Annotated in this window: 29 protein-coding genes and 1 riboswitch; of the genes, 11 read left to right on the top strand and 18 right to left on the bottom strand. The window is 68.2% G+C overall.

Annotation, left to right across the window (positions count from 1 at the left end; genetic code table 11):
- Position 1 precedes the first annotated feature (1 nt).
- From ACFU5V_RS29710 to ACFU5V_RS29695, 4 genes are all read right to left on the bottom strand, one after another.
- On the bottom strand, positions 2–973 hold the full coding sequence (locus ACFU5V_RS29710; RefSeq protein ID WP_378703429.1) for an ABC transporter substrate-binding protein: 972 nt from the start codon (positions 971–973) through the stop codon (positions 2–4).
- A gap of 36 nt (positions 974–1,009) precedes the next feature.
- Complete coding sequence (locus ACFU5V_RS29705) at positions 1,010–1,792, bottom strand: amino acid ABC transporter ATP-binding protein (RefSeq protein ID WP_378703428.1); 783 nt, start codon at positions 1,790–1,792, stop codon at positions 1,010–1,012.
- Entirely contained in the window at positions 1,789–2,781 is a 993-nt protein-coding gene (locus ACFU5V_RS29700; RefSeq protein WP_378703426.1) for an amino acid ABC transporter permease, read from the bottom strand. Before ACFU5V_RS29700 ends, ACFU5V_RS29705 begins: the two co-directional genes overlap by 4 nt.
- 146 nt (positions 2,782–2,927) lie before the next feature.
- Positions 2,928–3,002, bottom strand: coding sequence for a putative leader peptide (locus ACFU5V_RS29695; RefSeq protein ID WP_369426197.1), 75 nt, complete (start codon positions 3,000–3,002; stop codon positions 2,928–2,930).
- 7 nt (positions 3,003–3,009) lie between these two features.
- Positions 3,010–3,106, bottom strand: a riboswitch (SAM riboswitch).
- A 212-nt stretch (positions 3,107–3,318) separates the two neighbouring features.
- On the opposite strand from ACFU5V_RS29695, the gene ACFU5V_RS29690 reads away from it, so the two are divergent.
- Both ACFU5V_RS29690 and ACFU5V_RS29685 read left to right on the top strand, forming a co-directional pair.
- Positions 3,319–4,086: a sulfite exporter TauE/SafE family protein gene (locus tag ACFU5V_RS29690; protein ID WP_378430245.1), complete on the top strand. Its 768-nt coding sequence runs from the start codon at positions 3,319–3,321 to the stop codon at positions 4,084–4,086.
- 76 nt (positions 4,087–4,162) lie between these two features.
- Entirely contained in the window at positions 4,163–4,954 is a 792-nt protein-coding gene (locus ACFU5V_RS29685; RefSeq protein WP_378703462.1) for an HAD-IIA family hydrolase, read from the top strand.
- Between the two features lie 21 nt (positions 4,955–4,975).
- Here the strand turns inward: ACFU5V_RS29685 and ACFU5V_RS29680 are convergent, their stop codons facing one another.
- Together ACFU5V_RS29680 and ACFU5V_RS29675 are read right to left on the bottom strand one after the other, a co-directional pair.
- A complete protein-coding gene (locus ACFU5V_RS29680) occupies positions 4,976–5,509 on the bottom strand; it encodes an LppA family lipoprotein (RefSeq protein ID WP_378703425.1) in 534 nt (177 codons plus the stop codon).
- Positions 5,506–7,176 carry an alpha/beta hydrolase gene (locus ACFU5V_RS29675; protein ID WP_378703424.1) on the bottom strand — a complete coding sequence of 557 codons (1,671 nt, stop codon included), beginning with the start codon at positions 7,174–7,176 and terminating at the stop codon, positions 5,506–5,508. Before ACFU5V_RS29675 ends, ACFU5V_RS29680 begins: the two co-directional genes overlap by 4 nt.
- A 93-nt stretch (positions 7,177–7,269) precedes the next feature.
- On the opposite strand from ACFU5V_RS29675, the gene ACFU5V_RS29670 reads away from it, so the two are divergent.
- Complete coding sequence (locus ACFU5V_RS29670; RefSeq protein ID WP_378703422.1) at positions 7,270–7,590, top strand: type VII secretion target; 321 nt, start codon at positions 7,270–7,272, stop codon at positions 7,588–7,590.
- Between the two features lie 19 nt (positions 7,591–7,609).
- Here ACFU5V_RS29670 and ACFU5V_RS29665 read toward each other — a convergent pair whose 3' ends face one another.
- The 3 genes from ACFU5V_RS29665 to ACFU5V_RS29655 are packed head-to-tail and all read right to left on the bottom strand — an operon-like array spanning position 7,610 to position 9,750.
- Entirely contained in the window at positions 7,610–8,833 is a 1,224-nt protein-coding gene (locus ACFU5V_RS29665) for an O-succinylhomoserine sulfhydrylase (protein ID WP_378430249.1), read from the bottom strand.
- Complete coding sequence (locus tag ACFU5V_RS29660) at positions 8,830–9,249, bottom strand: rhodanese-like domain-containing protein (RefSeq protein WP_072947168.1); 420 nt, start codon at positions 9,247–9,249, stop codon at positions 8,830–8,832. The genes ACFU5V_RS29665 and ACFU5V_RS29660 overlap by 4 nt, the downstream gene beginning before the upstream one ends.
- 48 nt (positions 9,250–9,297) lie before the next feature.
- Positions 9,298–9,750 (bottom strand): hypothetical protein, encoded by a 453-nt coding sequence (locus ACFU5V_RS29655; protein WP_276139158.1) that lies wholly within the window; start codon positions 9,748–9,750, stop codon positions 9,298–9,300.
- Positions 9,751–9,963: 213 nt separating this feature from the next.
- On the opposite strand from ACFU5V_RS29655, the gene ACFU5V_RS29650 reads away from it, so the two are divergent.
- Together ACFU5V_RS29650 and ACFU5V_RS29645 are read left to right on the top strand one after the other, a co-directional pair.
- Entirely contained in the window at positions 9,964–11,355 is a 1,392-nt protein-coding gene (locus ACFU5V_RS29650) for an FAD-dependent oxidoreductase (protein ID WP_072947150.1), read from the top strand.
- Between the two features lie 143 nt (positions 11,356–11,498).
- The gene (locus tag ACFU5V_RS29645) at positions 11,499–12,254 is read left to right on the top strand and encodes an amidohydrolase family protein (protein WP_378430252.1); all 756 of its coding nucleotides are present in this window, start codon (positions 11,499–11,501) and stop codon (positions 12,252–12,254) included.
- 15 nt (positions 12,255–12,269) lie between these two features.
- Here ACFU5V_RS29645 and ACFU5V_RS29640 read toward each other — a convergent pair whose 3' ends face one another.
- From ACFU5V_RS29640 to cobF, 5 genes are all read right to left on the bottom strand, one after another.
- On the bottom strand, positions 12,270–13,034 hold the full coding sequence (locus tag ACFU5V_RS29640; protein ID WP_378703421.1) for a hypothetical protein: 765 nt from the start codon (positions 13,032–13,034) through the stop codon (positions 12,270–12,272).
- Positions 13,035–13,130: 96 nt separating this feature from the next.
- Entirely contained in the window at positions 13,131–13,613 is a 483-nt protein-coding gene (locus ACFU5V_RS29635; RefSeq protein WP_378430254.1) for a DUF456 domain-containing protein, read from the bottom strand.
- Positions 13,610–14,821, bottom strand: a complete 1,212-nt coding sequence (gene purT / locus ACFU5V_RS29630) for a formate-dependent phosphoribosylglycinamide formyltransferase (protein WP_378703420.1) — start codon at positions 14,819–14,821, stop codon at positions 13,610–13,612. The genes ACFU5V_RS29635 and purT overlap by 4 nt, the downstream gene beginning before the upstream one ends.
- A gap of 38 nt (positions 14,822–14,859) precedes the next feature.
- Entirely contained in the window at positions 14,860–15,726 is an 867-nt protein-coding gene (locus tag ACFU5V_RS29625) for an Fpg/Nei family DNA glycosylase (protein ID WP_378430256.1), read from the bottom strand.
- A gap of 55 nt (positions 15,727–15,781) precedes the next feature.
- Positions 15,782–16,522 (bottom strand): precorrin-6A synthase (deacetylating), encoded by a 741-nt coding sequence (gene cobF / locus ACFU5V_RS29620; RefSeq protein ID WP_378703419.1) that lies wholly within the window; start codon positions 16,520–16,522, stop codon positions 15,782–15,784.
- Positions 16,523–16,653: 131 nt separating this feature from the next.
- Here cobF and ACFU5V_RS29615 point away from each other — a divergent pair, with 131 nt between their 5' ends.
- The 5 genes from ACFU5V_RS29615 (at position 16,654) to ACFU5V_RS29595 (ending at position 20,097) form a co-directional block, all read left to right on the top strand.
- Positions 16,654–17,412 carry a thymidylate synthase gene (locus tag ACFU5V_RS29615; protein ID WP_276139191.1) on the top strand — a complete coding sequence of 253 codons (759 nt, stop codon included), beginning with the start codon at positions 16,654–16,656 and terminating at the stop codon, positions 17,410–17,412.
- Positions 17,412–17,903 (top strand): dihydrofolate reductase, encoded by a 492-nt coding sequence (locus ACFU5V_RS29610; protein WP_378430258.1) that lies wholly within the window; start codon positions 17,412–17,414, stop codon positions 17,901–17,903. Before ACFU5V_RS29615 ends, ACFU5V_RS29610 begins: the two co-directional genes overlap by 1 nt.
- Positions 17,904–17,978: 75 nt before the next feature.
- A complete protein-coding gene (locus ACFU5V_RS29605; RefSeq protein ID WP_087559051.1) occupies positions 17,979–18,305 on the top strand; it encodes a cupin domain-containing protein in 327 nt (108 codons plus the stop codon).
- Positions 18,302–19,372: a tellurite resistance/C4-dicarboxylate transporter family protein gene (locus ACFU5V_RS29600; protein ID WP_378703418.1), complete on the top strand. Its 1,071-nt coding sequence runs from the start codon at positions 18,302–18,304 to the stop codon at positions 19,370–19,372. Before ACFU5V_RS29605 ends, ACFU5V_RS29600 begins: the two co-directional genes overlap by 4 nt.
- On the top strand, positions 19,369–20,097 hold the full coding sequence (locus ACFU5V_RS29595; RefSeq protein ID WP_378703417.1) for an SRPBCC domain-containing protein: 729 nt from the start codon (positions 19,369–19,371) through the stop codon (positions 20,095–20,097). The genes ACFU5V_RS29600 and ACFU5V_RS29595 overlap by 4 nt, the downstream gene beginning before the upstream one ends.
- Positions 20,098–20,109: 12 nt before the next feature.
- Here ACFU5V_RS29595 and ACFU5V_RS29590 read toward each other — a convergent pair whose 3' ends face one another.
- Positions 20,110–20,733, bottom strand: coding sequence for a Tat pathway signal protein (locus ACFU5V_RS29590; RefSeq protein WP_378703416.1), 624 nt, complete (start codon positions 20,731–20,733; stop codon positions 20,110–20,112).
- A 117-nt stretch (positions 20,734–20,850) separates the two neighbouring features.
- Between ACFU5V_RS29590 and ACFU5V_RS29585 the strand changes: the two genes are divergently transcribed.
- Entirely contained in the window at positions 20,851–22,497 is a 1,647-nt protein-coding gene (locus tag ACFU5V_RS29585; protein ID WP_378703415.1) for a GAF domain-containing sensor histidine kinase, read from the top strand.
- 8 nt (positions 22,498–22,505) lie between these two features.
- On the opposite strand, the gene ACFU5V_RS29580 is transcribed toward ACFU5V_RS29585, so the two are convergent.
- Genes ACFU5V_RS29580 through ACFU5V_RS29570 form a run of 3 tightly spaced genes read right to left on the bottom strand, consistent with a single transcriptional unit; the run spans position 22,506 to position 25,153 of the window.
- Positions 22,506–23,141 (bottom strand): response regulator, encoded by a 636-nt coding sequence (locus ACFU5V_RS29580; protein WP_378703414.1) that lies wholly within the window; start codon positions 23,139–23,141, stop codon positions 22,506–22,508.
- A gap of 31 nt (positions 23,142–23,172) precedes the next feature.
- On the bottom strand, positions 23,173–24,063 hold the full coding sequence (locus ACFU5V_RS29575) for a universal stress protein (RefSeq protein ID WP_276139143.1): 891 nt from the start codon (positions 24,061–24,063) through the stop codon (positions 23,173–23,175).
- Positions 24,064–24,112: 49 nt separating this feature from the next.
- Positions 24,113–25,153, bottom strand: coding sequence for an LLM class F420-dependent oxidoreductase (locus ACFU5V_RS29570; protein ID WP_378430264.1), 1,041 nt, complete (start codon positions 25,151–25,153; stop codon positions 24,113–24,115).
- Positions 25,154–25,208 lie beyond the last annotated feature (55 nt).

Below are 25,208 nucleotides of genomic sequence, written 5' to 3'. Positions count from 1 at the left end.
GTCAGCTGGTCTTCGGGAGTCCGGGCGGGTTGACGACCGACGTGTTCACGGCCTCGTTCGCGATGTTCCAGCGGTCGAGAACCTGCGCGTACGTGCCGTTCTCGATGACGTGGTTGATCGCCTCGTTGACTGCGGTGATCAGCCCGTTGTCCTTCTTGGTGAGCACGGCGATCTCACCCTGGAGTGCGTCGCCGGCGCCCGAGAACGTTCCGGCGATCTCGGTCTCCCCTGCCTGCGCCACGTGGAACGACGACGACGGGTTGGGGCCGAAGTAGGCGTCGATGCGACCCGACGCGAGCGGCAGATAGTAGTCGGTGGTGTTCTGGTAGTACGTGATGTCGGTGGGTTCGAGGCCGGCCGCCACGTTCTGCTCGCTCCACTTCACCAGCAGCGCTTCCTGATTGGTGCCGGAGGACACCGCGATCTTCAGGCCCGCGACGTCCTTGGGTTCCTTGATCTGGATACCGCTGTCCTTCTTCGTCTCGAACGCGACCGTGTCGAGGCGGTACGTCGAGAAGTCGTACTTCTCCTTCCGCTCCTCGGTGACGGTGACGTTGGAGATGAAGGCGTCGGCTTCCCCCGAGTCGATTCGGACGAAGTTCTGCGCCCAGTCCGCGGCCTGCAGGTCGACCTTCAGGCCGAGGACGTCGCCGATCAGGTATGCGAAGTCGGTCTCCGAGCCGATGAGCGTCTTGTCGTCGTCGGCGTAGAAGCGCAGCGGCGGGGCCGATCCGGCGCTGCCCGTCACGACGAGCGTCCCGCGGTCGCGGATCTGCTGGGGGACCTTCGCGGCGATCGACTCGACCTCGTCGGTGGTGATGCGATTCTGATCGGCGGTGAGGTTGTAGCCGGCGGCCGAGGTGGGCCCCGATCCCTCGTCCTCGACGTCGCCGCCCCCGCACGCGGCGGCGAGCAGCGCGACGGTGGTGAGGGCCGAGGCCAGAATCTTCTTACGGAACCGTGCGGTGGACATGTGTGCCTTTCGGGGATCCACACCGGGGTGTGGAGGTCAGAGAACTCGGGAGAGGAAAGCTTTGGTGCGGTCGTGCTGTGGGTCGTCGATGACCTGCGCGGGCGGGCCCTGCTCCACGACGACGCCGGCGTCCATGAACACCGCCGTGTCGGCGACCTCCCGCGCGAAACCCACCTCGTGGGTGACGATGACGAGGGTGGCGCCGTCGCGTGCCAGTTGTTTGATGACGGCGAGGACCTCACCGACCAGTTCGGGGTCGAGGGCGGACGTGGGCTCGTCGAACAGGATCACCGCCGGGCGCAGTGCGAGGGCGCGGGCGATCGCGACCCGCTGCTGCTGGCCACCGGACAGTTGCCGCGGGTACTCGTGAGCCTTGTCGCCGACGCCGACCCGATCCAGGAGGGCGATCGCCTCGGCCTCGACCTCGGCACGGTCGCGGCCCTGCGCCGACACCGGTGCCTCGACCACGTTCTCCAGCACCGTGAGGTGCGGGAACAGGTTGAAGTTCTGGAACACGAATCCGATTCGGGACCGCTGCTTCAGGATGTCGCGTTCCCGCAGTTCGTGGAGTTTGTTGCCCTTGCGCCGGTAGCCGATGAGGTCGCCGTCGATCCGGATGGTGCCCCGGTCGACCTTCTCCAGGTGGTTGAGCGTGCGGAGCAGCGTGGACTTGCCGGAACCCGACGGGCCCAGGATCACCGTCACCTCGCCCTTGCGGACCAGCAGGTCCACCCCCTGGAGGACTTCGAGTGCGCCGAAGGACTTGTGAACTCCGCGGACCTCGACCGCGAACTCCGCCTGCTGGGTGTCGGTCGTCATTTCGTGGCCCCTCTCGGTACGGAGACGCCGGCGTCGCGGATCTCGGCGAATTTCCGGGTGACCTTCTGCCACGGAGTCGGGGGCAGCGCCCGGGCCGATCCGCGGGCGTAGTGCCGCTCGACGTAGTACTGGCCGATCGACAACAGCGTGGTCAGGATGATGTACCAGATCGTCGCGACCATCAGCAGGGGTACGACGCGACCGTTGCGGCCGAAGATCACCTGAACCTGGTAGAACAGTTCGGCGATCGCCATCGTCGACACGATCGACGTTCCCTTGAACAGGCTGATGACCTCGTTCGCGGCGTTCGGCAGGATGCCGCGCATCGCCTGCGGCAGAACGATCTTGAAGAACTGGCGACGACGCGGAATGCCCAGCGACTGGGCCGCCTCGATCTGCCCGTGGTCCACCGAGATGATGCCGGAGCGGATGATCTCGGCGGAGTACGCGGCCTGGTGCAGTGCCAAACCGATGACGGCGGCGGTGAAGCCGCTGATGACGCCGTTGACCTCGAACGTCAAGAAGCCCGGTCCGAACGGAATGCCCAGCGACAGAGTCTGATACAGGTACGTGATGTTGAACCAGAACAGGAGTTGCACGATCAGCGGGATCGACCGGAACGCCCAGATGTACACCCAGGCGATCACCTGCAGCACCGGGTTGTGCGACAGGCGGCCGACCGCCAGCACCACGCCGAGCGCGAATCCGAGGACCGTCCCCCAGAGGGTCAGCTTCACCGTCATCCACAGGGCCTGCAGCACGGAGCCGGCGGTGAAGTACTTGGCGAACGTCGCCCAGTCCCACCCCGGGTTGGTGGCGAGGCCGTGGACGAACTGGGCGAGCAGCACCAGCACGGCGGCGCTGACCACCCACCGCCACGGGTGCCACCGTCGTGCGACCTCCAGCGCGGCGTCCGCGGGCCGGTCACCATTGCCGGACGGTTCGGAATCGAGGGGCGCAGCCGAACGCGCCCGGACGGGGGCGCTCACGTTCGCTCACCACTGGGTACAGACATCACTGAGGCGGCCTTTCACCTGGAGACGGGACGGGGAGGAGGGCGCGTCTTCCGCGGGATGCGGGCGCGCGTCAGGCGCTCACCTGGCGTTTCACCCGGTGAGCGTGCGGTGAGACCTCGTCAACAGTGGCAGGAGGTGGTACGGCACAGGTCGATGTGCCGTCTGCGCCACGCAGGGCGCGCGGGGTAGTTCATGTGCTGCCTTCCATCGATCCCGGCGGTAGCACCCGCACCCGAAAAATTCGGAAGGGTTGCTGCGACGTCAACGAGCCAGGTCTCTCGGTCGCTCTGGATGGTTGAAGCGAACACTAGCTGCATTCCCGGACGTCGTCAACACGGGGTATTTCCCTGCAACACAAGGGAAATAGCGTCGCGCGGACGCAAGAATCACCGTGCGCAGAAGTGCTGACAACCGGTCGGGGATGCGGTTGGATGGGACGCGCGGTCGCGTATCGCCGCCGCCGCGTGACCCGGCTGCCGGGCCGTCGGAGGCCCTTGTAACGTCGCCTCGGTGACACCACTCGAAGTCATCGCGATCCTCGTCGCCGGCGTCGGCGCGGGCGCGATCAACGCCATCGTCGGCAGCGGCACGCTCATCACCTTCCCCACCCTGGTGGCTTTCGGGTTCCCTCCCGTGACCGCCACGATGTCGAACGCGATCGGCCTCGTCGCCGGTGGCGTGTCCGGCACGTGGGGATACCGGCGGGAGCTCGCCGGGCAGGGACCGCGGCTGCGGTGGCAGATCCCGGCCTCCCTGTGCGGTGCGATTCTCGGCTCGTGGCTCCTGCTGCACCTGCCCGAAACGGTGTTCGAACTCATCGTCCCGGTGCTGCTGATCCTCGCCCTGATTTTGGTGGTGCTGCAGCCGAAGATCCAGGCCTGGGCGAAGCAACGCGGCAGCCACGAGGCGGGCCTGAGCACTACGCGACTCACCCTGCTGACCGTCGGCACGTTCGCCGTCGGGGTGTACGGCGGATACTTCACCGCTGCGCAGGGCATTCTGCTGATGGGCGTGATGGGCGCGATCCTGCCGGAGAGCCTGCAACGGATGAACGGCGCGAAGAATCTGCTGTCGCTCATCGTCAACGTCGTCGCCGCGACCGCGTACACGCTCGTGGCCTTCGACCGGATCAGCTGGGCGGCCGCCGGCCTCATCGCGGTGGGCTCGCTGCTCGGCGGCGTCCTCGGCGCCCGCTACGGCCGCCGCCTGTCCCCCACCGCGCTGCGGGGAACCATCGTCGTCGTCGGTCTCATCGGCCTGTTCCGGCTGCTCGCATAGTCACGCATGCACCCTCCCGCTCCTCCATACTGAGTCGGTGAGCAACGAAGTAGAGCACCCGGGCTGGACCTATCTCATGGACATGGACGGCGTACTCGTCCACGAAGAGCATCTGGTCCCCGGCGCCGACCTGTTCCTGGCCGAACTCCGGGAGTCCGGCACCCCGTTCATCGTCCTGACCAACAATTCCATCAGGACTCCGCGCGATCTCCGCGCCCGGCTGCTCCGCACCGGCCTGGACATTCCCGAGGAATCGATCTGGACGTCCGCCCTGGCCACCGCGACGTTCCTGGCGAACCAGCGCCCCGGCGGCAGCGCCTACGTCGTCGGCGAATCCGGGCTCACCACCGCGCTGCACGACATCGGATACGTCCTCACCGAGAACGATCCCGACTACGTGGTCCTCGGTGAGACCCGCACCTATTCCTTCGAGGCCATCACCACCGCAATTCGCCTGGTGGAGAGGGGTGCTCGCTTCATCGCCACCAACCCCGACCCCACCGGACCGTCGCGCGAGGGCTCCCTTCCGGCCACAGGATCCGTTGCGGCATTGATCAGCCGGGCCACCGGCCGCGACCCGTACTACGTTGGCAAGCCGAACGCCCTGATGATGCGCTCGGCGCTGCGGGCCATCGGCGCGCACTCCGCGAACACGTTGATGATCGGTGACCGCATGGACACCGACATCGTCTGCGGGCTCGAAGCCGGGCTGCAGACCATCCTCGTCCTCACCGGAATCTCGACGCGGGATTCGGTGGAGCTGTTCCCCTACCGCCCCACCGCGGTTCTCAAATCGGTCGCCGACCTGGTCGGCCGCACGTCGGATCCGTTCGGCGATGCGGCTGCGCCACCCGTGAGTACTTGTTAACCGCCCGACGTTGACAAGTACTCACGGGTGGCGGCAGCCGGTGACGCCCCGGAGCGAGGCAGCCTTGTACGTCCCGAACATGATCCGGTTCCCGTCCTCGCCGGCGAACGTCACATCGTGACGTCCGGGCTCGTCGACGTGGACGTCGAGCCGATCCATCCCGGCGTCGGCGGCGACCGCGCGGGCCGCCGCCAGCACCACCGGCCAGTCGTCGTCACGGATCGGGTTGTCGGACAGTAGCGCTCGCGTGGTGACGGACTTCCCCTCCGTGTAGGCGTACGGTCCGGGGCATCCGCCGCCCTGGCTGCGTTCACGATGCCACCGCCACCGGACCTCCGGAGCGATCGCGCCGACGGCTTCGCCGATCCGCACCAGCGCATCGGTGACGTGTCTCTCGGTGACGGCGAGCGTCGGCCTGCCGCTCAGACTCTCGGCCGCCGCCGCGATCTCGTCGTCGCCGAAGTTGTACGGGTTGTCCGTCACGCCACCACATCCGCTCGTCAGGATCGCCGCGCCGATCGCGGCGACCGTCTTCGTCGCCCACCGGATCGTCACCGGAGCGCCAGTTCCGGCAGGCCCGCCGCGATCACGGCCATGTTGTAGCCGGACGCCCGCAGTTCGCCGTTGTCGCTCGGCCGTGGATACTCGCTGTGCCCGTTGGCGTCTTCCCGCCGGATGCCGTCGGAGGTCGTCGCCGCACGCACCGACAGTTGCTCGAGGTCGGTCTGCACGGGATCGGGTCCGAGCCGGCCGAACCCGTCCGCCACGGTGATCGGGTCGTCGTGCGCGCGCATCACGAACCCGTGGCCGGGTGCCAGCCCGAGGTCGGATTCGTCGTTCGCGTCGAAGCCTGGTGACCCGTAGAACACGGCGTCGTCGACCGGCTGCCGCGGTCCCGCTTCCTGCAGGGCCAGGCCCTGGGTGTACGAACCGTACGAATGTCCGAGGGCGGTGATGTGCGGGTCGGGCGTCTGCGAGGCGACGTCGAGTCCTTCGTAGAACGAGGCGAGCTTCGGGGCTCCCGCGGTCGCGCGGTCGGAGTGCCAGGCGTCGAGGAGCCAGCCGCGCCCGAGATTCTGGTCGATGAACGGTACGTCGTAATTGCCCGGACCGGTGGTGGTCGGCGGCTGATACCCGAGCCACGCGATCGTCGACACCGTGTCGCCGGTGCGGCCGGAAAGGTCCAGCTGCCGTTCGATTTCTGCCTTCAGCGCCGTTGCCTCGTCGGTCATTCCGGGGAGGGAGCCGACGGTGGTGTCGATGCCCGGTGTGGTGACGGAGATGTGGTCGGCGGTGTCGGGGTCGCCGAGCGCGAAGGCGGCCATCGTCCGTTCACCCGAATGCAGATCGAGCAGCATCAGCCTGCCGTCCGGGTGGTCGCGGACGAGCGCCTCGACGTCGTCGAGGTCCCGCAGCTTCTGCTCGGCGTACCACAGCCACGCATCGTCGTCGGTGAACGCGCCACCGAACACGTTGTGATCCAACGTGTCCCGCAGGCGGTCCCGTTCCGACTCCCACCAGGACCGCTCGCCGGCGAATCGGCTCACGTTCGCCTCGTGCCGCACCGCGGACGGAATGCCGTCGCGGTTGCCCACCCACTCGGGATGCCGCTCGATCACCTCCCGCCGCTGGGCCGCGGGCAGGGCGTCCCAGTACTCGCGATTGGCCAGCGGGGAGCCGTCCGGCGGAGGCGCCGGGGCGGACAGGCCGCGACCCACCTCACCGGGTTCGACACCGCCGTCCGCGGCCCGCGTCAGGACGGCCGCCGCGTCGGCGACGAGGTCCTCCGCCTGCAGGACCAACGCCCGGGCCGCGGCACCCAGTTCGGCGCGGAGTTCCTCGCGCCCCACCGCGTTCGGCACGTCGACCGGCGGTCCCGGTGCGTCCGCGACGTCCCCGTCGTCCGACAGCGCCATGCCGTGGGCGGCCGCCGCGTCACGGACGCCGTCGAGTTCGGTCTGCAGGTGCGTGACCGCGTCGAACAACTCGCGGGCCAACGACTCGACGACGGCGACCGACGCCGCCTCCCCGCTCAGTTCATCCGCGACGATCCGGAACCGCCGACGTGGGGCGTCCGCGGCCTCGTCCTGCCACACCGGCAACCGGCCGATGTCGGCGAGACCGTCCTGCACGAATGCGATGGTCGCCGCCCGCTCGGACAGCGACCGTTGCACGGCCTGCAGCGCGCGGACGTCCCACCGGGCTATGTCCCTCAGATTCACGATCCCCCCCAGGATGCATAATACCCGTACCCTAGCGGATCGATCGCGTCCGCGGGAGCCCGATCTCGTCTCGACCGACACGAAGGATCGAACATGAGCGGTTCCACCCACGTCGACACCGGTACCCTGCGCGCAGCGGCCGGTCAGCTCGACGCCCTGTTCGACGATGCACTCTCACGGCTGAACCCCATCGACGCTGCCGTCGCCGGCTCGGGGGCGGCGTGGCCGGAAGCGGCCGGCGCCGGGTTCGACCGGTTCACGTCCTACCTCGACGGCAGGCGGGAGTCGTTGCAGCGCACGCTGGCCGGGATGTCGGCGACACTCGTCGAGTGCGCCCGGCGGTACGACGCCCAGGACGCCGTCACTGCCGAGCGCCTCCACGCGGTCGCGCAGGCCTCGAGCCTCGACCTCTAGGCCGTCCGGGCTCGTGCGCCTATCCCAGCGCCTGCTCCAGGTCGGCCAGGAGGTCGGCGGTGTCTTCGAGTCCGACGGACAGCCGGACGACGCCGTCGGTGATGCCCACTGCCGCACGACCTTCCGGCCCCATCGCCCGGTGGGTGGTGGTGGCCGGGTGGGTGATGAGCGACTTGGAGTCGCCGAGGTTGTTGGAGATGTTGACCAGTCGCAGGGCGTCGAGGAGTTCGAAGGCCCGCTTCTTCGCTTCGCTCTCGGACGCGTTCAGCGCGAAGGTGACGACGGTGCCGCCGCCGCTCATCTGCCGCTTGGCGAGGTCGTACTGGGGGTGCGATTCGAGATACGGGTACTTGACCCAGTCGACGGCGGCGTGGCCTTCGAGGAACCGGGCGATCTCCAGTGCCGAGCCGACGGAGTGCCGCACCCGGATCGGCATCGTCTCGAGCCCCTTGAGGAGCGTCCACGCGTTGAACGGGCTCAGCGCCGGCCCGGTGTGGCGCATGAGGTTCTGGACGGGTCCCTCGATGTAGTCCTTCGGACCGAGGATCGCCCCGCCGAGCACGCGGCCCTGGCCGTCGATGTGCTTGGTGCCGGAGTAGACGACGATGTCGGCGCCCAGTTCCAGGCTGTGCTGCAGCAGCGGGGTCGCGAACACGTTGTCGAGCACGACCTTGGCGCCGGCGGCGTGTGCTAGTTCCGCCACCCGGGGGACGTCCACGAGTGTCTGCATCGGGTTCGACGGCGTCTCGAAGAACACCGCGGTGGTCGGCTCGGACAGAGCCTTCTCCCACTGGTCGAGGTCTTCACCGTCGACGAACACCGTCTCCACACCCCAGCGGGGCAGGATCTCGTTGCACACCACGAAGCAGGAGCCGAACAGGCTGCGCGCCGCGACGAGGCGGTCGCCTGCCTTGAGCAGCGCGCCGAGTGCGGTGAACACCGCGGACATTCCGCTGGCGGTGCCGAAGCAGGCCTCCGCGCCCTCGATCAGGCGCAGCCGCTCCTCGAACATCTTCACGGTGGGGTTGCCGTACCGGGAGTACACGAAGTGGTCGATGTCGCCGGTGAACGACGCCTCGGCCGCTCCGGCGCTCTCGAACACGAAACCGGAGTTCAGGAAGATCGCTTCGGACGTCTCTTCGAAGCCGGAACGGAGGGTTCCTCCGCGCACGCTGATCGTGCCCTGGCCGATGTCGTCCGGCAGCGCCTTGTCAAACGCGCCGCCTCGAGGAATTGCACTCACCACTGCCTCCACGGCAGGCCCAGCGCCCGCCAGCCGACCGCCCCACGATGACCGTCGGCGTCCAGGCCGCCTTCGAAACCGTCGAGCACGTTGTACGACGGGCCGATGCCCGCCGCTGTCGCGGCTTCCGCCGCACCGATGGACCGCTGGCCGGAGCGACACAGGAAGATCACCGGGGCGTTGTCGCCGCCCGCGATCCCGGCCTCCTTCAGCTGGTCCACGAAGTTGTCGTTACGACTGCCCGTCGGGTAGCTGACCCATTCGATCAGCACGGTCTTCCGCCCGAGGGAGGTCGTGTCGGGGACCCCGACGTATTTCCACTCGGCGTCCGTCCGCACGTCCACCAGCACAGCGTCGGGATTGTCGCGGAGCAGCTCCCAGGCATGCTCCGGCGTTATGTCGCCTGCGTAACTCACCATGTCAGCTTTTCACAACCCTGTTCTGTGCGCCCTTCCGGGCAACGGTCAGTTGCACACGACCCATGTGTCGCCGTCCCGCGTCAGTTGCCAGGTGTCCGTCGTCTCGCCCTTGCCGTCGTCGGCGCTGACCCGGACTTCCGCCCGGGCACGGTCGCCGTTGACCTCGGACGATTCGACGCCCTGCAGCGTGACGTCGCCTTCCCTGCCCCGGAGCACGGACCGGTCGTCGGACCACGTCGGGCAGACCAGCGTCTTCTGCAGATCGGCGTCGTCGTGGTTGTGGGCCTGGATGAAGTCGGCGACCGAACGGTTGATGCGGTCCGCCTCCGTGACGTTCTCGTCGGCGGGCGAGAGCATGCTGGACACCACGATGGCGACGAGGATGACGACGATGACGGTGACTGCGGCGATGAACGGCACCGCCGTGGTGCGCCGGGGATCCACCGGATCTTCCGCGCCTCCCGCGTCGCGCTGAGGCGATTCGCTCGAACCGGACATGACTTCCCTTCGATCTCGGCTGGCCACGAGTGTATCGAGCTGCCCCTACAAATCGTGTTTGTGACCCCCCAACGCGGAGGCGACTACTCTCTACAGGCGTGAGTCCCGAGAATGGGCTTTGCCCTGTCTGCTGCACCTCGGCCACCCGATCAGGCTGGGCTTAATTTAAGCTGAGGTTTCGTTGTCCGCCCTTCAGAAGGTAGTTCGCTCCAGATGACTGATCAGACACGTCCGTTGCGCGTTGCGATCGTGGGTGCCGGTCCAGCCGGTATCTACGCAGCCGACGCACTCATGAAATCCGATGCCGCGTCTGACGGCGGGATCAGCATCGACCTCTTCGAGCGGATGCCTGCGCCCTTCGGTCTGATCCGGTACGGCGTCGCCCCCGACCACCCGCGCATCAAGGGCATCATCACCGCCCTGCACAAGGTGCTCGACAAGCCGTCGGTCCGCCTGCTGGGCAACATCGACTACGGCAGCGACATCACCCTCGAAGACCTGCACAGCTTCTACGACGCGGTGATCTTCTCCACCGGCGCCAACGCCGACCGCGCCCTCAACATCCCGGGCATCGAACTCGACGGCAGCTACGGCGCCGCCGACTTCGTCTCCTGGTACGACGGCCACCCCGACGTCCCGCGCACCTGGCCCCTCGAGGCCGAGAAGGTCGCCGTCCTCGGTGTCGGCAACGTCGCCCTCGACATCGCGCGCGTCCTCGCCAAGACCGGCGACGAACTGCTGCCGACGGAGATCCCCGCCAACGTCTACGAGGGACTCAAGGCCAACAAGGCCGTCGAGGTCCACGTGTTCGGCCGCCGCGGACCGGCGCAGGCCAAGTTCACCCCCCTCGAGCTGCGTGAACTCGATCACTCGCCGACGATCGAGGTCATCGTCGACCCCGAGGACATCGACTACGACGAGGGTTCCGAGCAGGCGCGCCGCAACTCCAAGCAGGTCGACATGGTCGCCAACACCCTGCAGGACTGGGCCATCCGCGACGTGGGCAACCGCCCGCACAAGCTGTTCCTGCACTTCTTCGAATCGCCCACCGAGGTGCTCGGCGAGGACGGCAAGGTCGTCGGTCTGCGCACCGAGCGCACCCAGCTGGACGGCACCGGCAACGTCAAGGGCACCGGCAAGTTCAACGACTGGGACGTCCAGGCCGTGTACCGCGCCGTGGGTTACCTGTCGCAGAACATCGCGAAGCTGCCGTTCGACGAGCAGGCGGGCACGGTCCCGAACGAGGCCGGACGCGTCATCGCCGACGACACCGCCGAGGGCAACGCCCGGTTCATGCCGGCCACCTACGTCACCGGCTGGATCAAGCGCGGCCCGGTCGGCCTGATCGGCCACACCAAGGGCGATGCCAACGAGACCGTCGCGAACCTACTCGAGGACCGGACCGGCTTCCCCGAGCCCGCGAACCCGGGCGAGGACGCGATCATCGAGTTCCTCGAGGGCAAGCAGGTCCCCTACACCACCTGGCAGGGCTGGTACCGCCTCGACGCGCACGAGCGCAGTCTGGGCGAGCCCGAGGGCCGCGAGCGGATCAAGGTCGTCGAGCGTGAGGACATGCTCAAGGCCAGCGAGCCCGACAAGGCCTGATCTTCAGACTCGGTGCGAAGGGAACCTCCCGCGGGAGGTTCCCTTCCGTCGTCTCGGAGCAGGTGTGTCCGGGCGGTGGCGAGGTCGCCCCGGTTGCGGCGCGATGTCCCGGGCAGTCCCCCGCACAAGGCAGGATATGAGTCGTGTTTGACGCCCACGTTCACATCATCGATCCCCGGTTCCCGGTGGTCGAGAACCACGGCTACCTTCCGGAGCCGTTCACCATCGCCGACTACCGGGCACGCACGGCAGGCTTCGGCGTGGACGGCGGCGCCGTCGTCACGGCCTCGTACCAGGGCACCGACCAGAATTACCTGAAAGCCGCGCTCGAGGAGCTCGGCCCCAGCTGGGTGGGCGTCACCCAGATGGAACTCGACACCCCGGACGAGAGCATCCTCGAACTCGACCGCGCCGGGGTCCGAGCCGTCCGGTTCAATCTTCGGCGCAGCGCGACCGACGTGAAGCTCCTCACCAAGCAGGCCCTGCGGGCGTACGAGCTGGCCGGCTGGCACGCGGAGTTCTACGTCGACGCCACCCTGCTGCTGTCGCTCGAGCCGGTGTTCGCGAAGCTGCCCGCCGTGTGCATCGACCACCTGGGGATGTCGACGCGGGGCCTGCCGTATCTCCTCGATCTCGTCGACCGGGGAGTTCGGGTGAAGGCCACCGGGTTCGGGCGAACCACCATCGAGGACGTCGGCGACGTGCTGCGCAAGATCCACGCCGTCAACCCCGAGGCGCTGATGTTCGGCACCGACCTACCGGGCAGCCGATCCCGAAGAGTGTTCCAGGACAGCGACATCGACATCGTGGCGGACGCGGTCGGCGACGACTTCGACAAGGTCATGGGCGGCAACGCGCGTGCGTGGTACCGCTGCGACACTCCGGACGGACGCTGCTAGCACGCACGGCCCTCGTCAGCAGCCTTCCATCTGCACGCTGTTCATCGACACCATCTCGGCCACCGGCGGCGTCTGCGGCTGCGCCACCAGCCACGTGTTGTAGGTGTTCATCTCGTCGCAGTCCAGCTGTTCGCGACGTTCCTGCCGCCGCTCCCGCTGCCGATCGTCCATGTCGTCGCCGTTCCGGTCGACGGCGATGCCACCGGTGGTCGAGCCGTTGGCCTGCCGTTCCAGCCCCCGGACGCCGTCGGGGGTCATGATCCAGCCGAGGGTGTAGTCGGTGCCGTCGTGGTTGGTGGTTGCCCGGAACAGCCCGTCCTCCGCGCCGACCGGTTTGGCGGTGAACGCCTTGTCGGCCATGCCCGGCGCGCTGACCTGCCCCGTCACGGTGCCGTCGCTCATCGACGCCGTGAGCGTCGCTCCGTCCGGCGACGACATCGACGCCGTGTCGCCGTCCATCGTGCCGGTCATCCACGTCCACATCTCGTCGCCGTCGCACAGGAAGGCGACCATGTCGTTGCCCGACCTGGCCAGCGCGACGTATGCGTCGGTCCCGTCGACCGAACCGACGTACGTCGGGTCCATCTGCGGGGTCATCACGAAGGGTGACGGAATCTTCTCCATCATGTTCGACGCGGGCGCCGCTTCGCCGCTGCTCGTGGCCTCCGCGGCGCTGGTGGCGCTCGGCGCGGACGAGTCGGACGAGTCGTTGCCGCAGCCACTCAGTGCGAGGGCCGCCGCAGCGAGCGGGGCCAGAATCCAGGTCGTCTTCTTGTTCACGGCGCATTCCTCCGCTAGCCGGGAAGATCAACATCCGCATTTCATCATCGCAGGTGGAGGTCGCTCCTGGATACCCCCGGCGACGATTTCGGCGACCTACGTCGCGACCACGGCAGCCAGCCACACCCCCGACGCGATCAGGGCGCCGAGCAGTTCGATCAGCATCGACAGTCCGACGGCCTTGCACGCGTGCCACGTCGACGCCCACGCCCGGTTGTGGGCACGCAGCCGGTACAGCTCCGCCACATACGTTCCCGCGATGAAACCGAGGAACAACCCCACCACGGGAACGACGAAGAATCCCACGATCCCGGCCAGTCCGCCGACGATCAGCGACACGTTGGGCACGCCCGCGTTGCGCATCCGCCTGCCCGGCCAGGTGTATTTGACGACGCCGCTGATCACGAGGAACAGCGTGGCGACCGCGAACACCGTCCACGCCGTCGCACCACCGGTCATGATGGCCCACACCAGGATTGCCGCGAAGATGAGGATCGTGCCGGGCAGAATAGGAATGACGATCCCGACGAGCCCGACCACGACGGCCAGGCCGACGAAGGCTTCCGCGACCGGACTCACGCGACGGGCACGACGCGGGACGCCGCCTCCCGCGCGCGGCTGCGCGCGGTCTCGACGTCCGGCCCCGTGGACACGGCGACGCCCATCCGCCTCCGCGCGAAGCTCTCCGGCTTGCCGAACAGCCGCAGGTCCGTCTCGGGGACGGCCATCGCGTCGGCGACACCCTCGAACCCGATCCCGGCGGCATCCAGTTTTCCGTAGATCACCGCGGACGCACCGGGTGTCGTGAGCGTGGTGTCGACGGGCAACCCGAGGATCGCACGGGCATGCAGTTCGAACTCCGAGAGTCGTTGCGTCCGAAGGGTGACCAGTCCCGTGTCGTGCGGGCGGGGGCTGACCTCCGAGAAGTACACGTCGTCGCCCTTCACGAACAGTTCCACCCCGAAGATCCCGCGACCGCCCAGCGCCGACGTCACCTTCTCCGCCACCTCACGCGACCGGGCGAGCGCCGTGTCACTCATCGGCTGCGGCTGCCACGACTCCACGTAGTCCCCCGAATCCTGCAGATGCCCGATCGGCTCGCAGAAGAAGGTGCCCACTTCGCCGTCGGCGCCGATCGCCCGGACGGTGAGTTGGGTGATTTCGTAGTCGAAGTCGACGAACCCCTCCACGATGACGCGGCCGTAATTGACGCGGCCGCCCGCGAGCGCGTAGTCCCAGGCCTTCTCGACGTCGTCGGCGGCGCGCACCGTCGACTGCCCCTTCCCGGATGAAGACATCACCGGCTTGATCACACAGGGAAAGCCGATGCGCCCGGCGGCGGCCCGGACCTCCTCGAGCGATTCCGCGAACTCGTACGGCGACGTGGGCAGTCCCAGTTCCTCCGCCGCGAGCCGCCGGATCCCCTCGCGGTTCATCGTCAGCTGCGTCGCCCGCGCGGTGGGAACCACGACGGCGGCGCCGCGCTCCTCGACGGTGGCCAGCGCATCGGTGGCGATGGCCTCGATCTCGGGAACCACGAAATGCGGCTTCTCGGTGTCGACGAGCCGCAACAGCGCCTCCGGGTCACTCATGTCGATCGTGTGCGCGCGGTGCGCCACCTGGTGGCCCGGCGCGTTGTCGTAGCGGTCGACGGCGATCACCTCGACCCCCAGTCGCTGGAGGGAGATGATCACCTCCTTGCCCAGCTCACCCGACCCGAGGAGCATGACGCGGGTCGCGCCTGCCGTCAGAGGGGTACCGAACCGTCCGGGTGCCTGTTCACGCATGGTCACAACTATATGCGGGCACGGTTTCACACCAGCGCCTACTTCAGCAGCCGCGACATCCGGCGGTCGGCGAGCACCTTGCCTCCGGTCTGACACGTCGCGCAGTACTGAAAAGACTTCTCCGCGAACGACACTTCACGGACGGTGTCGCCGCAGACGGGGCACGGCAGGCCGGTCCGGGCGTGGACGCGCATCCCGGATCTCTTCTCCCCCTTCAGCCGCGCCGCGTCCTGACCGCGCGACCGGTCGACGGCGTCGGTGAGCACGGAACGCATCGCGTCGTACAGCACGTGCACCTGGTCTTCCGGCAGGGTGCGTGACGTCGCGAACGGGGAAATCTTTGCGGTGTGCAGGATTTCGTCGGAGTAGGCGTTGCCGACGCCGGCGAGCAGCGACTGGTCGACGAGCGCGTTCTTGATCCGCGCCGACGTGGTGGACAGCAGCGCCGCGAATTCGGGTTCGGTGACGGCGAGGGCGTCGGGCCCGAGCCGGGCGATCCCCTCCACCTCCTGCGGGTCGTGCACCAGCCACACCGCGAGCCGCTTCTTCGTGCCAGCCTCGGTCAGGTCGAACGCCGGCGTCGCCCCCTCCGGGGTGAAGAAATGCACCCGCAGCGCCAGCGGGCCCTTGCCCGGTTTCGGCGGCGCAACCGACGGGTTGTCCGTCCAGCGCAGCCAGCCCCCACGCGAGAGGTGGGTGACGAGCCACAACCCGGAGCAGTCGAGCGCGAGGTGCTTGCCGAACCGGGCGGCACCCGTGACGTCGCGGCCCTGCAGGGCGGTGATCGGGGGGTCGAACGTCTTCAGCACGCTCAGGGCCGCCACGTCGACCCGGCCCACGACCGCTCCCACGGCGTGTTCACGCAGGAACTCGGCTAACGCCTCCACCTCGGGCAGCTCGGGCATGGTCCCAGGCTAACGGCATGTGAGCGAGAAAGTGTGCTCCTCCACACTTTCGCGCTCACCTGCGGAGGAGGTAGGTGTCCATGATCCAGCCCTTGCGTTCGCGCAGTTCGGCGCGCACCCGCTGGATCTCGCCCTCGACCTCCCGCAGGCGACCGGAGATCAGCACCTCGTCGGGGGTGCCCAGGTAGGCACCCCACCAGATCCGGACGTCGTCGCCGGGGACCTGCGTGAACGTGCAGTGGGCGTCGAGCATCACCACCGCGTTGTCGACGCCGTCCGGCAGCCCCTCGGCGAGGCGGCGCCCGGTGGTGACGTGGACGGGTTCGCCGATCCGGTTGAGCACGATCCGATGCTGGGCCGCCAGCGACTGCACGCTGGTCACGCCCGGGATCACCGAGTAGTCGAACGACACGTTGCCGCGGGCGAGCACCCGCTCGACGATCCGCAGTGTGCTGTCGTAGAGCGACGGGTCGCCCCACACGAGGATCGCCCCGACCCCCGGCTCCGACGCGAACTCGGCCTCGAACAGCGCCGCCCGGCGCTCGTGCCAGTCGTCGACGACACCCTCGTAGTCGGACGGGGTGCGGTCGCGGGGCGGGTCGACGATGTCCACGACGCGGTACGGGCCGGTGACGTGCTCCTCGAGGATGCCGGCGCGGAGATCGACGAGGTCCTGCTTCTCGTCGCCTTTGCCGATGACGAAGAACACGTCCGCCTTGTTCATCGCCTTGATCGCCTGGACCGTCACCTGGTCGGGGTCGCCGGCGCCGATGCCGATCACGAAGAGTTCACGCATGGCGGCAGGCTATCGCCCGTGAGTGCTCGAGGAGTGCAGGGACCCGCGAACCGCGCACGGGTGGCGGAGCCGCCTATGCTCGTACCGTGACATCTGTGCCGACGCCGTACGAAGACCTGCTCCGACTCGTCATGGACACGGGCACCCCGAAGGCCGACCGCACCGGTACCGGCACGAAGAGCGTCTTCGGGCATCAGATGCGCTGGAACCTCGCGGACGGGTTTCCGCTGATCACCACGAAGAAGGTGCACCTCAAGTCGATCGTCTACGAACTGTTGTGGTTCCTGCGCGGCGACTCCAACGTGAAGTGGCTCCAGGACAACGGCGTCACGATCTGGGACGAGTGGGCCGACGCGGACGGCGAACTGGGACCGGTCTACGGCGTGCAGTGGCGCAGCTGGCCGACCCCGTCGGGCGAGCACATCGACCAGATCAGCCAGACCATCGAGACGCTGAAGTCGAACCCGGATTCGCGTCGCATCATCGTGTCGGCGTGGAACGTCGGCGACATCCCGCAGATGGCGCTGGCGCCGTGCCACGCGTTCTTCCAGTTCTACGTCGCGGACGGCAAACTGTCGTGCCAGCTGTACCAGCGCAGCGCCGACCTGTTCCTGGGTGTGCCGTTCAACATCGCGAGTTACGCGCTCCTCACCCACATGGTGGCGCAGCAGGCGGGGCTCGAACCGGGCGATTTCATCTGGACGGGTGGCGACTGCCACATCTACGACAACCACGTCGACCAGGTCACCGAGCAGTTGAGCCGGGAGCCGTTGCCGTACCCGACGCTGAAACTGAACCGGCGGGATTCGATCTTCGACTACACGTTCGAGGACGTGGAGATCGTCGACTACCGGCACCATCCGGCCATCAAGGCGCCGGTGGCCGTCTAGTGGCCCGCGAGGTCAAGCTGGTCTGGGCCCAGGGCGCCGGCGGCGTCATCGGCCGCGACAACACGATCCCCTGGCACGTCCCCGAGGACATGGCGTATTTCAAGAAGGTGACGCAGGGCCACCCCGTGATCATGGGCCGCCGGACGTGGGACTCGCTGCCCCCGCGATTCCGGCCGCTGCCGGGTCGGCGCAACATCGTGATCAGCCGTCAGCCCGGCTGGGCGGCGGAGGGGGCGGAATCCGCCGACGGCATCGCCTCGGCGCTCGCGCTCACCGACGAGGACGTCTGCGTCATCGGCGGCGGCCAGATCTACACGGCGGCAATGCCGTTCGCCACGCAGCTGCTGGTCTCCGAGATCGACGTGACGATCGACGGCGACGCCTGGGCACCCCCCATCGACGACTCCTGGCACGCACAGGACAGTGGTGAGTGGCTCACGTCGGCGAAGGACGGCACCCGGTACCGCTGGATCACCTACACCCGGCGCTGACCGGCCACCTGTTTGCCACCGCACCGTTACCCCATTCGACGGGTGACGGTGCGCGCAGTGGTTCATACTCACCTCATGGACAAGAAGTCACTGACCGCCCTTGCCCGTCAGCAACTGAAGTTGGCAGGCGGGACGTCCAGCGGCCGCAGTTCGCAGACCGTGTACGGCGGGCATCGGCGCAGCCTCCGGCAGACCGTCATCGCCCTGGCCGCGGGTCAGAAGATGGCCGAACACGAGAGTCCGGGCGAGGCCACCCTGTTCATTCTCAGCGGCAAACTGAACCTCGTGGCCGGTGAGGACTCGTGGAAGGGTTCCACCGGCGACCTGCTGGTGCTCCCGACGGACCGGCACAGCGTCGAGGCCATCGAGGACGTCGCGTTCCTGCTCACCGTCGCCATGTGACGGTCGTGCGCGATCGTCTCGAGGATTCCGTTCGGACCCTGAATCCGGGCTACTTCGCGATCGTCATGGCCAGCGGGATCATCTCGGTGGGCATGAAACTGGGCGGATTCGACGTGCTGTCGGTTCTGCTGCTCATCGTCTGCGCCGCGGCCTACGTGACGCTGGTGATCCTCACGATCTGGCGGATCGCGGCGTATCGGCGTCAGGTCGTCGACGACCTGACGGACGCGAGCCGCGGATTCGGTTTCTTCACGTTCATCGCCGGGACCGATGTCTTCGGCGTGCGCCTGGCGATGGACGGCCACCACGCTGCCACCGCGGTGCTGCTCACCGTCGCCGGGCTGACGTGGGTCGTGCTCGGCTACGTCGTCCCGTGGACCGCCGTCCTCGGCACGTCCGAACGTCCGGTGGTGGCACGTGCCAACGGAACCTGGTTCATCTGGGTGGTCGCCGCGCAGTCGGTGGCCGTGGCCGCCGCGACCCTGGAACCGGTCTACGACGGCGCCCGCCGGTTCCTGGCCGTGGTCGCCGTCTTCTGCTGGTCGGTCGGAGTGTGCCTGTACGGCGCGGCGGGGATCTTCGTCGCCGCGCGGATGTTGCTGTATCCGCTGCGGCCGCGCGACCTCACGGCGCCGTACTGGGTGGCGATGGGTGCGTGCGCGATCACCGTTCTCGCGGGCGCCCGCATCGTCGAGATGGAGGACGCGCCGATGGTGAACGCCACGCGCGGGCTCATCGGCGGATTCGCGGTGGTGTTCTGGGCGTTCGCGACCTGGCTCATCCCGGTCCTGGTGGCCGCCGGATGGTGGCGTCACATCGCCAACAAGGTGCCGCTGCGCTACGACGCCACCGTGTGGAGCATCGTCTTCCCCCTCGGCATGTACGCGGTCGCCGGCATCTACCTGGGCCGAGCGGACCACATTCCGCTCGTCGGTATGGTCGGTAGTGCCGAACTGTGGTGTGCATTCACCGTGTGGTGCGTGGCGTTCGTCGTCATGGTGGTGCATCTGTGGCGGTCGGTGGTGCAGGTCGGACCGGCAACAGTGGAGACGCAGGAGAGCCCATGACGGAAACCCCGCCCGTGATCGAGGTATCGGTGGCTGCGGCGCCGTCGGTCGTATGGCCTGCGCTGCGCGACCCGGAGTTGCTTCGTCGCTGGCACGGCTGGGACTACGAGGGCCTGGACGACGAGATCAGGCAAATCTACTTCGGCGACGACGTGACGGAGGACGCCGAGGCCTTCACCCTCGCCCTCGGCGGGGCCGACCGGTTCAGCCTCCACGAGCACGACGGCACCACGCTGGTACGGATCACCCGGCCGCCCCGGGGCGCCGATCCCGCCGCCGACGACTGGTACGACGACGTCACCGAGGGCTGGACCACGTTCCTGCAGTTCCTCAAGTTCGGCATCGAACGGCACGGACTCGACGAGCGTCGCACACTGTTCCTCGAAGGCCCGGTCGCGGACGGAGATTCGGCGCGGCACCTGCTCGGCCTCGACAAGCTCGCGGGCATGACGGTGGGCGATCACTTCACCGCGGTCGCCGACACGGGCGACCTGCTGCACGGGGTGGTGTGTTTCGTCGGCGCACACCAGACCGCGGTGAGCGTCGACGATCTCGGCCCCGGACTGTTGCAGTTCGGGGAGCAGCCCGTCAACGCGGCGCGTCCGAACGGCGGTGCGCAGATCCTGCTCGCGGCCTACGGCCTGGACGACGAGGAGTGGGCCGAGCTCGAGCAGCGGTGGACGGAGTGGTGGCAGGACCGGCCGGGGGCCGGACCTGCCACCTGAGTTCTCGACCGGTCAGGCGAGCACGGTGCCCAGGGTGGGCCACCAGATCGTGCTCTTGACGACGTTCGGCCCCACCTGGTGGTTCAGCGAGCCGTACACGGCCGCGACGACCAGTCCGCTGCCGAGTCCGGCGACCGGGGCGGTGGACACGACCGTGGGCACCGCGACGTTGTTCTGGTCCAGCTTCGCGATGCCGCTGGCACCGGTGGCGAAGCTGTAGTACACGACGTCGAGTTCGGCGCCGGTCTGGTCGCCCGCGATGACGCCCGGTCCGCCGAAGAAGCCGAAGCGGAACTGGTTGCTCATGTTGGTCGCCACACCCGCTCCGTACAGCTGTCCGAGAACGGGACCGCCCTGCCCGGTGTCGGAGTACGCCGGGACCTGGAAGATCTGGCCCGGCAGGGCGATGTTCGTCGCCGCGGTGTCGGCCGGCGACGCGGCAAGCCGCTCGATGGCGGCCTCGGCCGCGGGGTTTCCGGCGGCCACGGTGCGCAGCTTCGCGATCGCGGTCGCCGGGTCGACGACGGCAGCGGAATCTGCGGGCTGCGCCGACACGACACCGGTGAACATCATCGTCGCTGCCACTGCAGCGGTCAGACCTGCTGCGACCCGTCGTGCGAAGTGCCGTCGATTCATTCTTCTTCTCCCTCGTCACGTCAATGGGTAAGCATTAGTTCGGATGAGTAAACACTCGAGCTCTTATCGACGCCGTGGTTGGCGGTGTTACGCCTCCCCCGGACCTATGCTGCTGACATGGGAGCGGACGGTGGGCACGAGGCGAGGATCAGCGAGTTCCGGGAGGGGCTCGCCGACGTGATCCCCACGCGCCGGAGTCTGCAGCGCCTGTTCGAGGCGGTCCTCGTGGTCGGGTCGGGGCTCGAGCTGGATTCCACTCTGCAGCGCATCGTCACTTCGGCCACGTCCCTGCTCGGCGCCCGCTACGGGGCGCTCGGTGTCCACTCCCCCGACGGTGGGCTCTCGGAGTTCGTCTACGAGGGCATCACGCCGGACGAGCGTGCACGCATGGGACACCTGCCCGAGGGCCGCGGGCTGCTGGGACTGCTGGTCCACGACCCCCGTCCGGTGCGCCTCGCCAACCTTGCCGATCATCCGGGGTCGCTCGGCTTCCCGCCCAATCATCCACCGATGAAGAGCTTCCTGGGAATGCCGATCATGATGCGGGGCAAAGTCTTCGGAAGCATCTACCTGACCGAGAAACTCAGCGGACCGGAGTTCACCGACGAGGACGAGGTCATTCTGCGCGCCCTCGCCACGTCGGCCGGCGTGGCGGTGGAGAATTCCCGGCTGTTCGAGGAATCGCGCACGCGGGAGCGGTGGTTGACGGCCGTCGCGGCGATCACCTCCCGGCTGATGGTCGGCGGATCACTCGACGAAACGCTGCACACGCTCGCCGCCGAGGTACGCGAACTGTCCAGCGGTGACGAGGTCTTCATCGTCGTGACGCTCGGTGAGGGCGCCGTGGTCGGGGTGGACAGCGCGGTGCGGCCGCTGCGCAGCAACTTCCGGAGCACCGTCCAGGCCGAACCGTTCGCCGAAGTGCTGCGCTCCCGCACCCCCGCGCTGCTGACGGGCATCGACGGTCTCGCACCGTTCTCCGCCGAGGCGGGCCGGGCCGCGGTGCTGCCGCTGTCGACGGCGTCGGGGGTCGGCGGGGTCCTGGTGGTCACGGCGCGGGGCACCACTCCGTGGGACCCGGACGAGGTGGCCCGACTCGAATCGGTGGCCGACCTCGCGGCCGTCGCGGTCGAGTTCGCCGACCAGCAGAGCAAGCAACGCCTGCTGTCGGTGCTCGCCGACCGCGACCGGATCGCGCGCGACCTGCACGACAACGTGATTCAGCGCTTGTTCGCCACCGGCATGAGCCTGCAGAGCACGCACGCGGTCGGAGACGTTCCGGACGGCGTGCGGTCCATCGTGGCCACCGCGGTCGAGCAACTCGACCGGACGGTGCGCGAGATCCGCACCACCATCTTCGATCTGCAGGCCACCGGCATCGCGTCGGCGACCAGTCTGCGGCGCCGCCTGCTCGACGTGATCGGCGACCTCACCTCCCAATCGCCGGTCGCGCCGAACGTCCAGTTCACCGGTGCCATCGACACTCTCGTGCCCAGCCGCATCCACCCCCACGCGGAGGCGGTGTTGCGCGAAGCGCTGAGCAATGCGCTGCGGCACGCGCGGGCCACCACCATCGACATCTCGGTGGCCGCCGGGAACGACCTCGTCGTCACCGTCGCGGACGACGGCATCGGGATCGCGGACGGCGCCCGGCGCAGCGGATTGGACAACCTCGATCGGCGCGCCGAGCACTGCGGCGGCGTCTGCACGGTCGACTCCGCGGACGGGGGAACCGTCGTCACCTGGCGGGTGCCGTTGACGTGATCGAACTTTCAGCGATGCTTGCGTAACTCGGTGGCGAGCACCGCAGCCTGCGTCCGCCGCTGCATCCCCAGTTTCGACAACAGTCTCGACACGTAGTTCTTGATCGTCTTCTCGGCGAGGAAGAGCCGCTCGGCGATCTCCCGGTTGGTGAGCCCCTCACCGATCAAGTCGAACACGGCGCGTTCCTGCTCGGACAGTTGCGCCAGCGGGTCGTCCCGCCGGGCGGACCTGATCCGGCTCATCAGTGCCGACGTCGCCCTGCTGTCGAGCAGCGAACCGCCCTCCCCCACCGTCCGCACGGCCGCCACCAGGTCGGTGCCGAGGATCTGCTTGAGGACGAATCCGGACGCCCCGGCCATGATGGCGTCGAACAGCGCCTCGTCGTCGGAATACGACGTCAGCATCAGGCACCGCAGGTCGGGCAGTGCGGCGCGCAGATCCCGGCACAGTTCGACGCCGTTGCCGTCCGGCAACCGGACGTCGAGCACGGCGACGTCGGCGCCGCTGCCGGGGACCCGCGCCATCGCCTCCCCGACCGACGCAGCCTCCCCGACCACCTCGAGGTCGGGAACGCTGCCGAGGAGATCGACCAGGCCTCGTCGCACGATCTCGTGATCGTCGACCAGGAACACCCGCGTGGTCATGTGCGCACCTCCCAGCTACTGACAGAACACGCTAGCTCTCCGGCCGCACGATCATCACCGGGCAGTCCGCGGTGTGGAGCAAGGCGTTGCTGGTGGAGCCCAGCAGCATTCCTTTGAAACCGCCCCGGCCACGGCTGCCCACGACTATCAGCTGCGCCTTCTCGGCGAATTCGCTGAGCACCCGCACGGGGCGGTCGCGCGCGACGACGCGTTCGACCGTCACGTCCGGATACCGCTCCTGGTACCCGGCGAGGCGCTCCGACAGCACCACTTCCTCGCCCGTCTGAATGCTGCTCCACAGCGGGTCGTCCGGGCTGGCGCCGAGCGACGGCTGCACACTCACATCGCTCCACACGTTGACCGCGACGAGGCTCGCACCCCGGGCGGCGGCCTGCTCGAACGCCACTTCCAACGCGGCCCTGCTGCTTTCGGACCCGTCGACGCCGACCACGATCGGCCCCTCGGTCGGCGGCTGCCCGTCCAGGGTGCGCCCCCGCACGACCACCAGCGGGCAGTGGCCGTGCGCGGCGACCGCGGACGTCGTGGAACCGATCAGCAGGCCGGTGAACTCGCCGTGCCCGCGCGAGCCGAGCACCACCATGTGCGCGTTCGCGGACAGTTCGATGAGGGTCTGGCTCACCTTGGCCTCGAACTGTTCGGTGGTGATGTCGAGCGGCTCGTCCACCGTCTGCTTGGCGTGCACCCGCGCACTGCCCAGCCGGGCCTTCGCCGTGTCCTCGAGTTCTTCCTTGAAGCTCTCGGCCAGATACGGCTCGGTGTAATAGAAGGCAGGGATGTGGACCACTGTCACGATGTGCAGCGGGAGCGACAGTGCGGCGGCGGCCCGCGCGGCCCACGCCACTGCGGCGGACGCCGACTCGGATCCGTCCACACCCACGACGATCGGCTTGATTCCGGTCATGGTCACCTTTCCTGATTCTTCCGGCTGGGCACTGCTGAGGTGTGCGGTGCTACCCGCAGATCTTGCGGAGCTTCTCGACCAACGCGACGCGTCCCGCACGATCCGCGGCGAGCGGGGTGACGGTGAGCGTGGTGACCCCGGACTCGGCGAACGCGGCCACCCGCTCCGCGACGTAGCTCTCCGGACCGATCAGCGACACGGCCCGCACCAGGTCGTCCGGCACCGCGGCGGCGGCCTCGTCCTTCTTGCCCGACAGGTAGAGATCCTGGATGGTCTCGGCTTCCTTCTCGTAGCCGTACCGGACCGCGAGGTCGTTGTAGAAGTTCTTGCCCTTCGCGCCCATGCCGCCGATGTACAGGGCGAGACCGGGGCGGACCCAGTCGAGCATGTGGTCGACGTCGTCGCCGATGGCGAGGGCCGGCGACGCGAAGACCTGCAAGTCGCCGAGGCTCGGGTCGCGCTTCGCCTTGCCCTTGGCCAGCGGCTCGCCCCACACGCTCGCGGCCTTCTCCGGGTGGTAGAAGATGGGTTCCCAGCCTTCGGCGATCTCGGCGGTCAACTCCACGTTCTTCGGTCCGAGCGAGGCGATGACGATCGGGATGCGATCACGCACAGGGTGGTTGATGATCTTCAGCGGCTTGCCCAGCCCGGTGCCCTTCTCGGCGGGCAGCGGAATCTGGTAGTACTTGCCCTGGAATTCGACCTTCTCGCGGCGCCACACCTTGCGGCAGATGTCGACGACCTCGCGGGTGCGGCCGAGCGGGGCGTCGTATTTGACGCCGTGGAAACCCTCGATCACCTGCGGACCGGAGGCGCCGAGCCCCATCACGAAGCGTCCGTCCGACACGAAGTCGAGGCCGGCGGCCGTCATCGCCGTCAGGCTCGGCGTGCGGGTGTAGATCTGGAAGATGCCCGACGCGAGTTCCAGGGTGGTGGTCTTGGCGGCGAGGTAACCGATCTGGCTCACCGCGTCGAACGAGTAGGCCTCGGGCACGAATGCGATGTCGAGCCCGGCTTTCTCCAGGTCGGCGACCTCGTCGACTGTCTCGGCGAATCCGCCGCTGTAGTTCAAGCCCATTCCTATGCGCACGTCGTTCCCCAATCCTGGCGTTACCTGCAACCTGTTCCTGCTTCGATCCAGAACA

Origin of the sequence: Rhodococcus sp. NPDC057529 (genome assembly GCF_042802055.1) — a bacterium.
Taxonomy (GTDB): Bacteria; Actinomycetota; Actinomycetes; order Mycobacteriales; family Mycobacteriaceae; genus Rhodococcus_F.
Note: the sequence above shows the minus strand (reverse complement) of the source record. Positions and strands in the feature narration are given on the sequence as shown.

Bases quoted from the DNA above. Each gene is read 5' to 3' on its own strand.
- ACFU5V_RS29710 (WP_378703429.1), bottom strand. From the start codon at position 973: ATGTCCACCGCACGGTTCCGTAAGAAGATTCTGGCCTCGGCCCTCACC.
- ACFU5V_RS29705 (WP_378703428.1), bottom strand. From the start codon at position 1,792: ATGACGACCGACACCCAGCAGGCGGAGTTCGCGGTCGAGGTCCGCGGA.
- ACFU5V_RS29685 (WP_378703462.1), top strand. From the start codon at position 4,163: ATGGACATGGACGGCGTACTCGTCCACGAAGAGCATCTGGTCCCCGGC.
- ACFU5V_RS29670 (WP_378703422.1), top strand. From the start codon at position 7,270: ATGAGCGGTTCCACCCACGTCGACACCGGTACCCTGCGCGCAGCGGCC.
- ACFU5V_RS29655 (WP_276139158.1), bottom strand. From the start codon at position 9,750: ATGTCCGGTTCGAGCGAATCGCCTCAGCGCGACGCGGGAGGCGCGGAA.
- ACFU5V_RS29650 (WP_072947150.1), top strand. From the start codon at position 9,964: ATGACTGATCAGACACGTCCGTTGCGCGTTGCGATCGTGGGTGCCGGT.
- purT (WP_378703420.1), bottom strand. From the start codon at position 14,821: ATGCGTGAACAGGCACCCGGACGGTTCGGTACCCCTCTGACGGCAGGC.
- ACFU5V_RS29625 (WP_378430256.1), bottom strand. From the start codon at position 15,726: ATGCCCGAGCTGCCCGAGGTGGAGGCGTTAGCCGAGTTCCTGCGTGAA.
- cobF (WP_378703419.1), bottom strand. From the start codon at position 16,522: ATGCGTGAACTCTTCGTGATCGGCATCGGCGCCGGCGACCCCGACCAG.
- ACFU5V_RS29615 (WP_276139191.1), top strand. From the start codon at position 16,654: ATGGACACGGGCACCCCGAAGGCCGACCGCACCGGTACCGGCACGAAG.
- ACFU5V_RS29605 (WP_087559051.1), top strand. From the start codon at position 17,979: ATGGACAAGAAGTCACTGACCGCCCTTGCCCGTCAGCAACTGAAGTTG.
- ACFU5V_RS29595 (WP_378703417.1), top strand. From the start codon at position 19,369: ATGACGGAAACCCCGCCCGTGATCGAGGTATCGGTGGCTGCGGCGCCG.
- ACFU5V_RS29590 (WP_378703416.1), bottom strand. From the start codon at position 20,733: ATGAATCGACGGCACTTCGCACGACGGGTCGCAGCAGGTCTGACCGCT.
- ACFU5V_RS29585 (WP_378703415.1), top strand. From the start codon at position 20,851: ATGGGAGCGGACGGTGGGCACGAGGCGAGGATCAGCGAGTTCCGGGAG.
- ACFU5V_RS29580 (WP_378703414.1), bottom strand. From the start codon at position 23,141: ATGACCACGCGGGTGTTCCTGGTCGACGATCACGAGATCGTGCGACGA.
- ACFU5V_RS29575 (WP_276139143.1), bottom strand. From the start codon at position 24,063: ATGACCGGAATCAAGCCGATCGTCGTGGGTGTGGACGGATCCGAGTCG.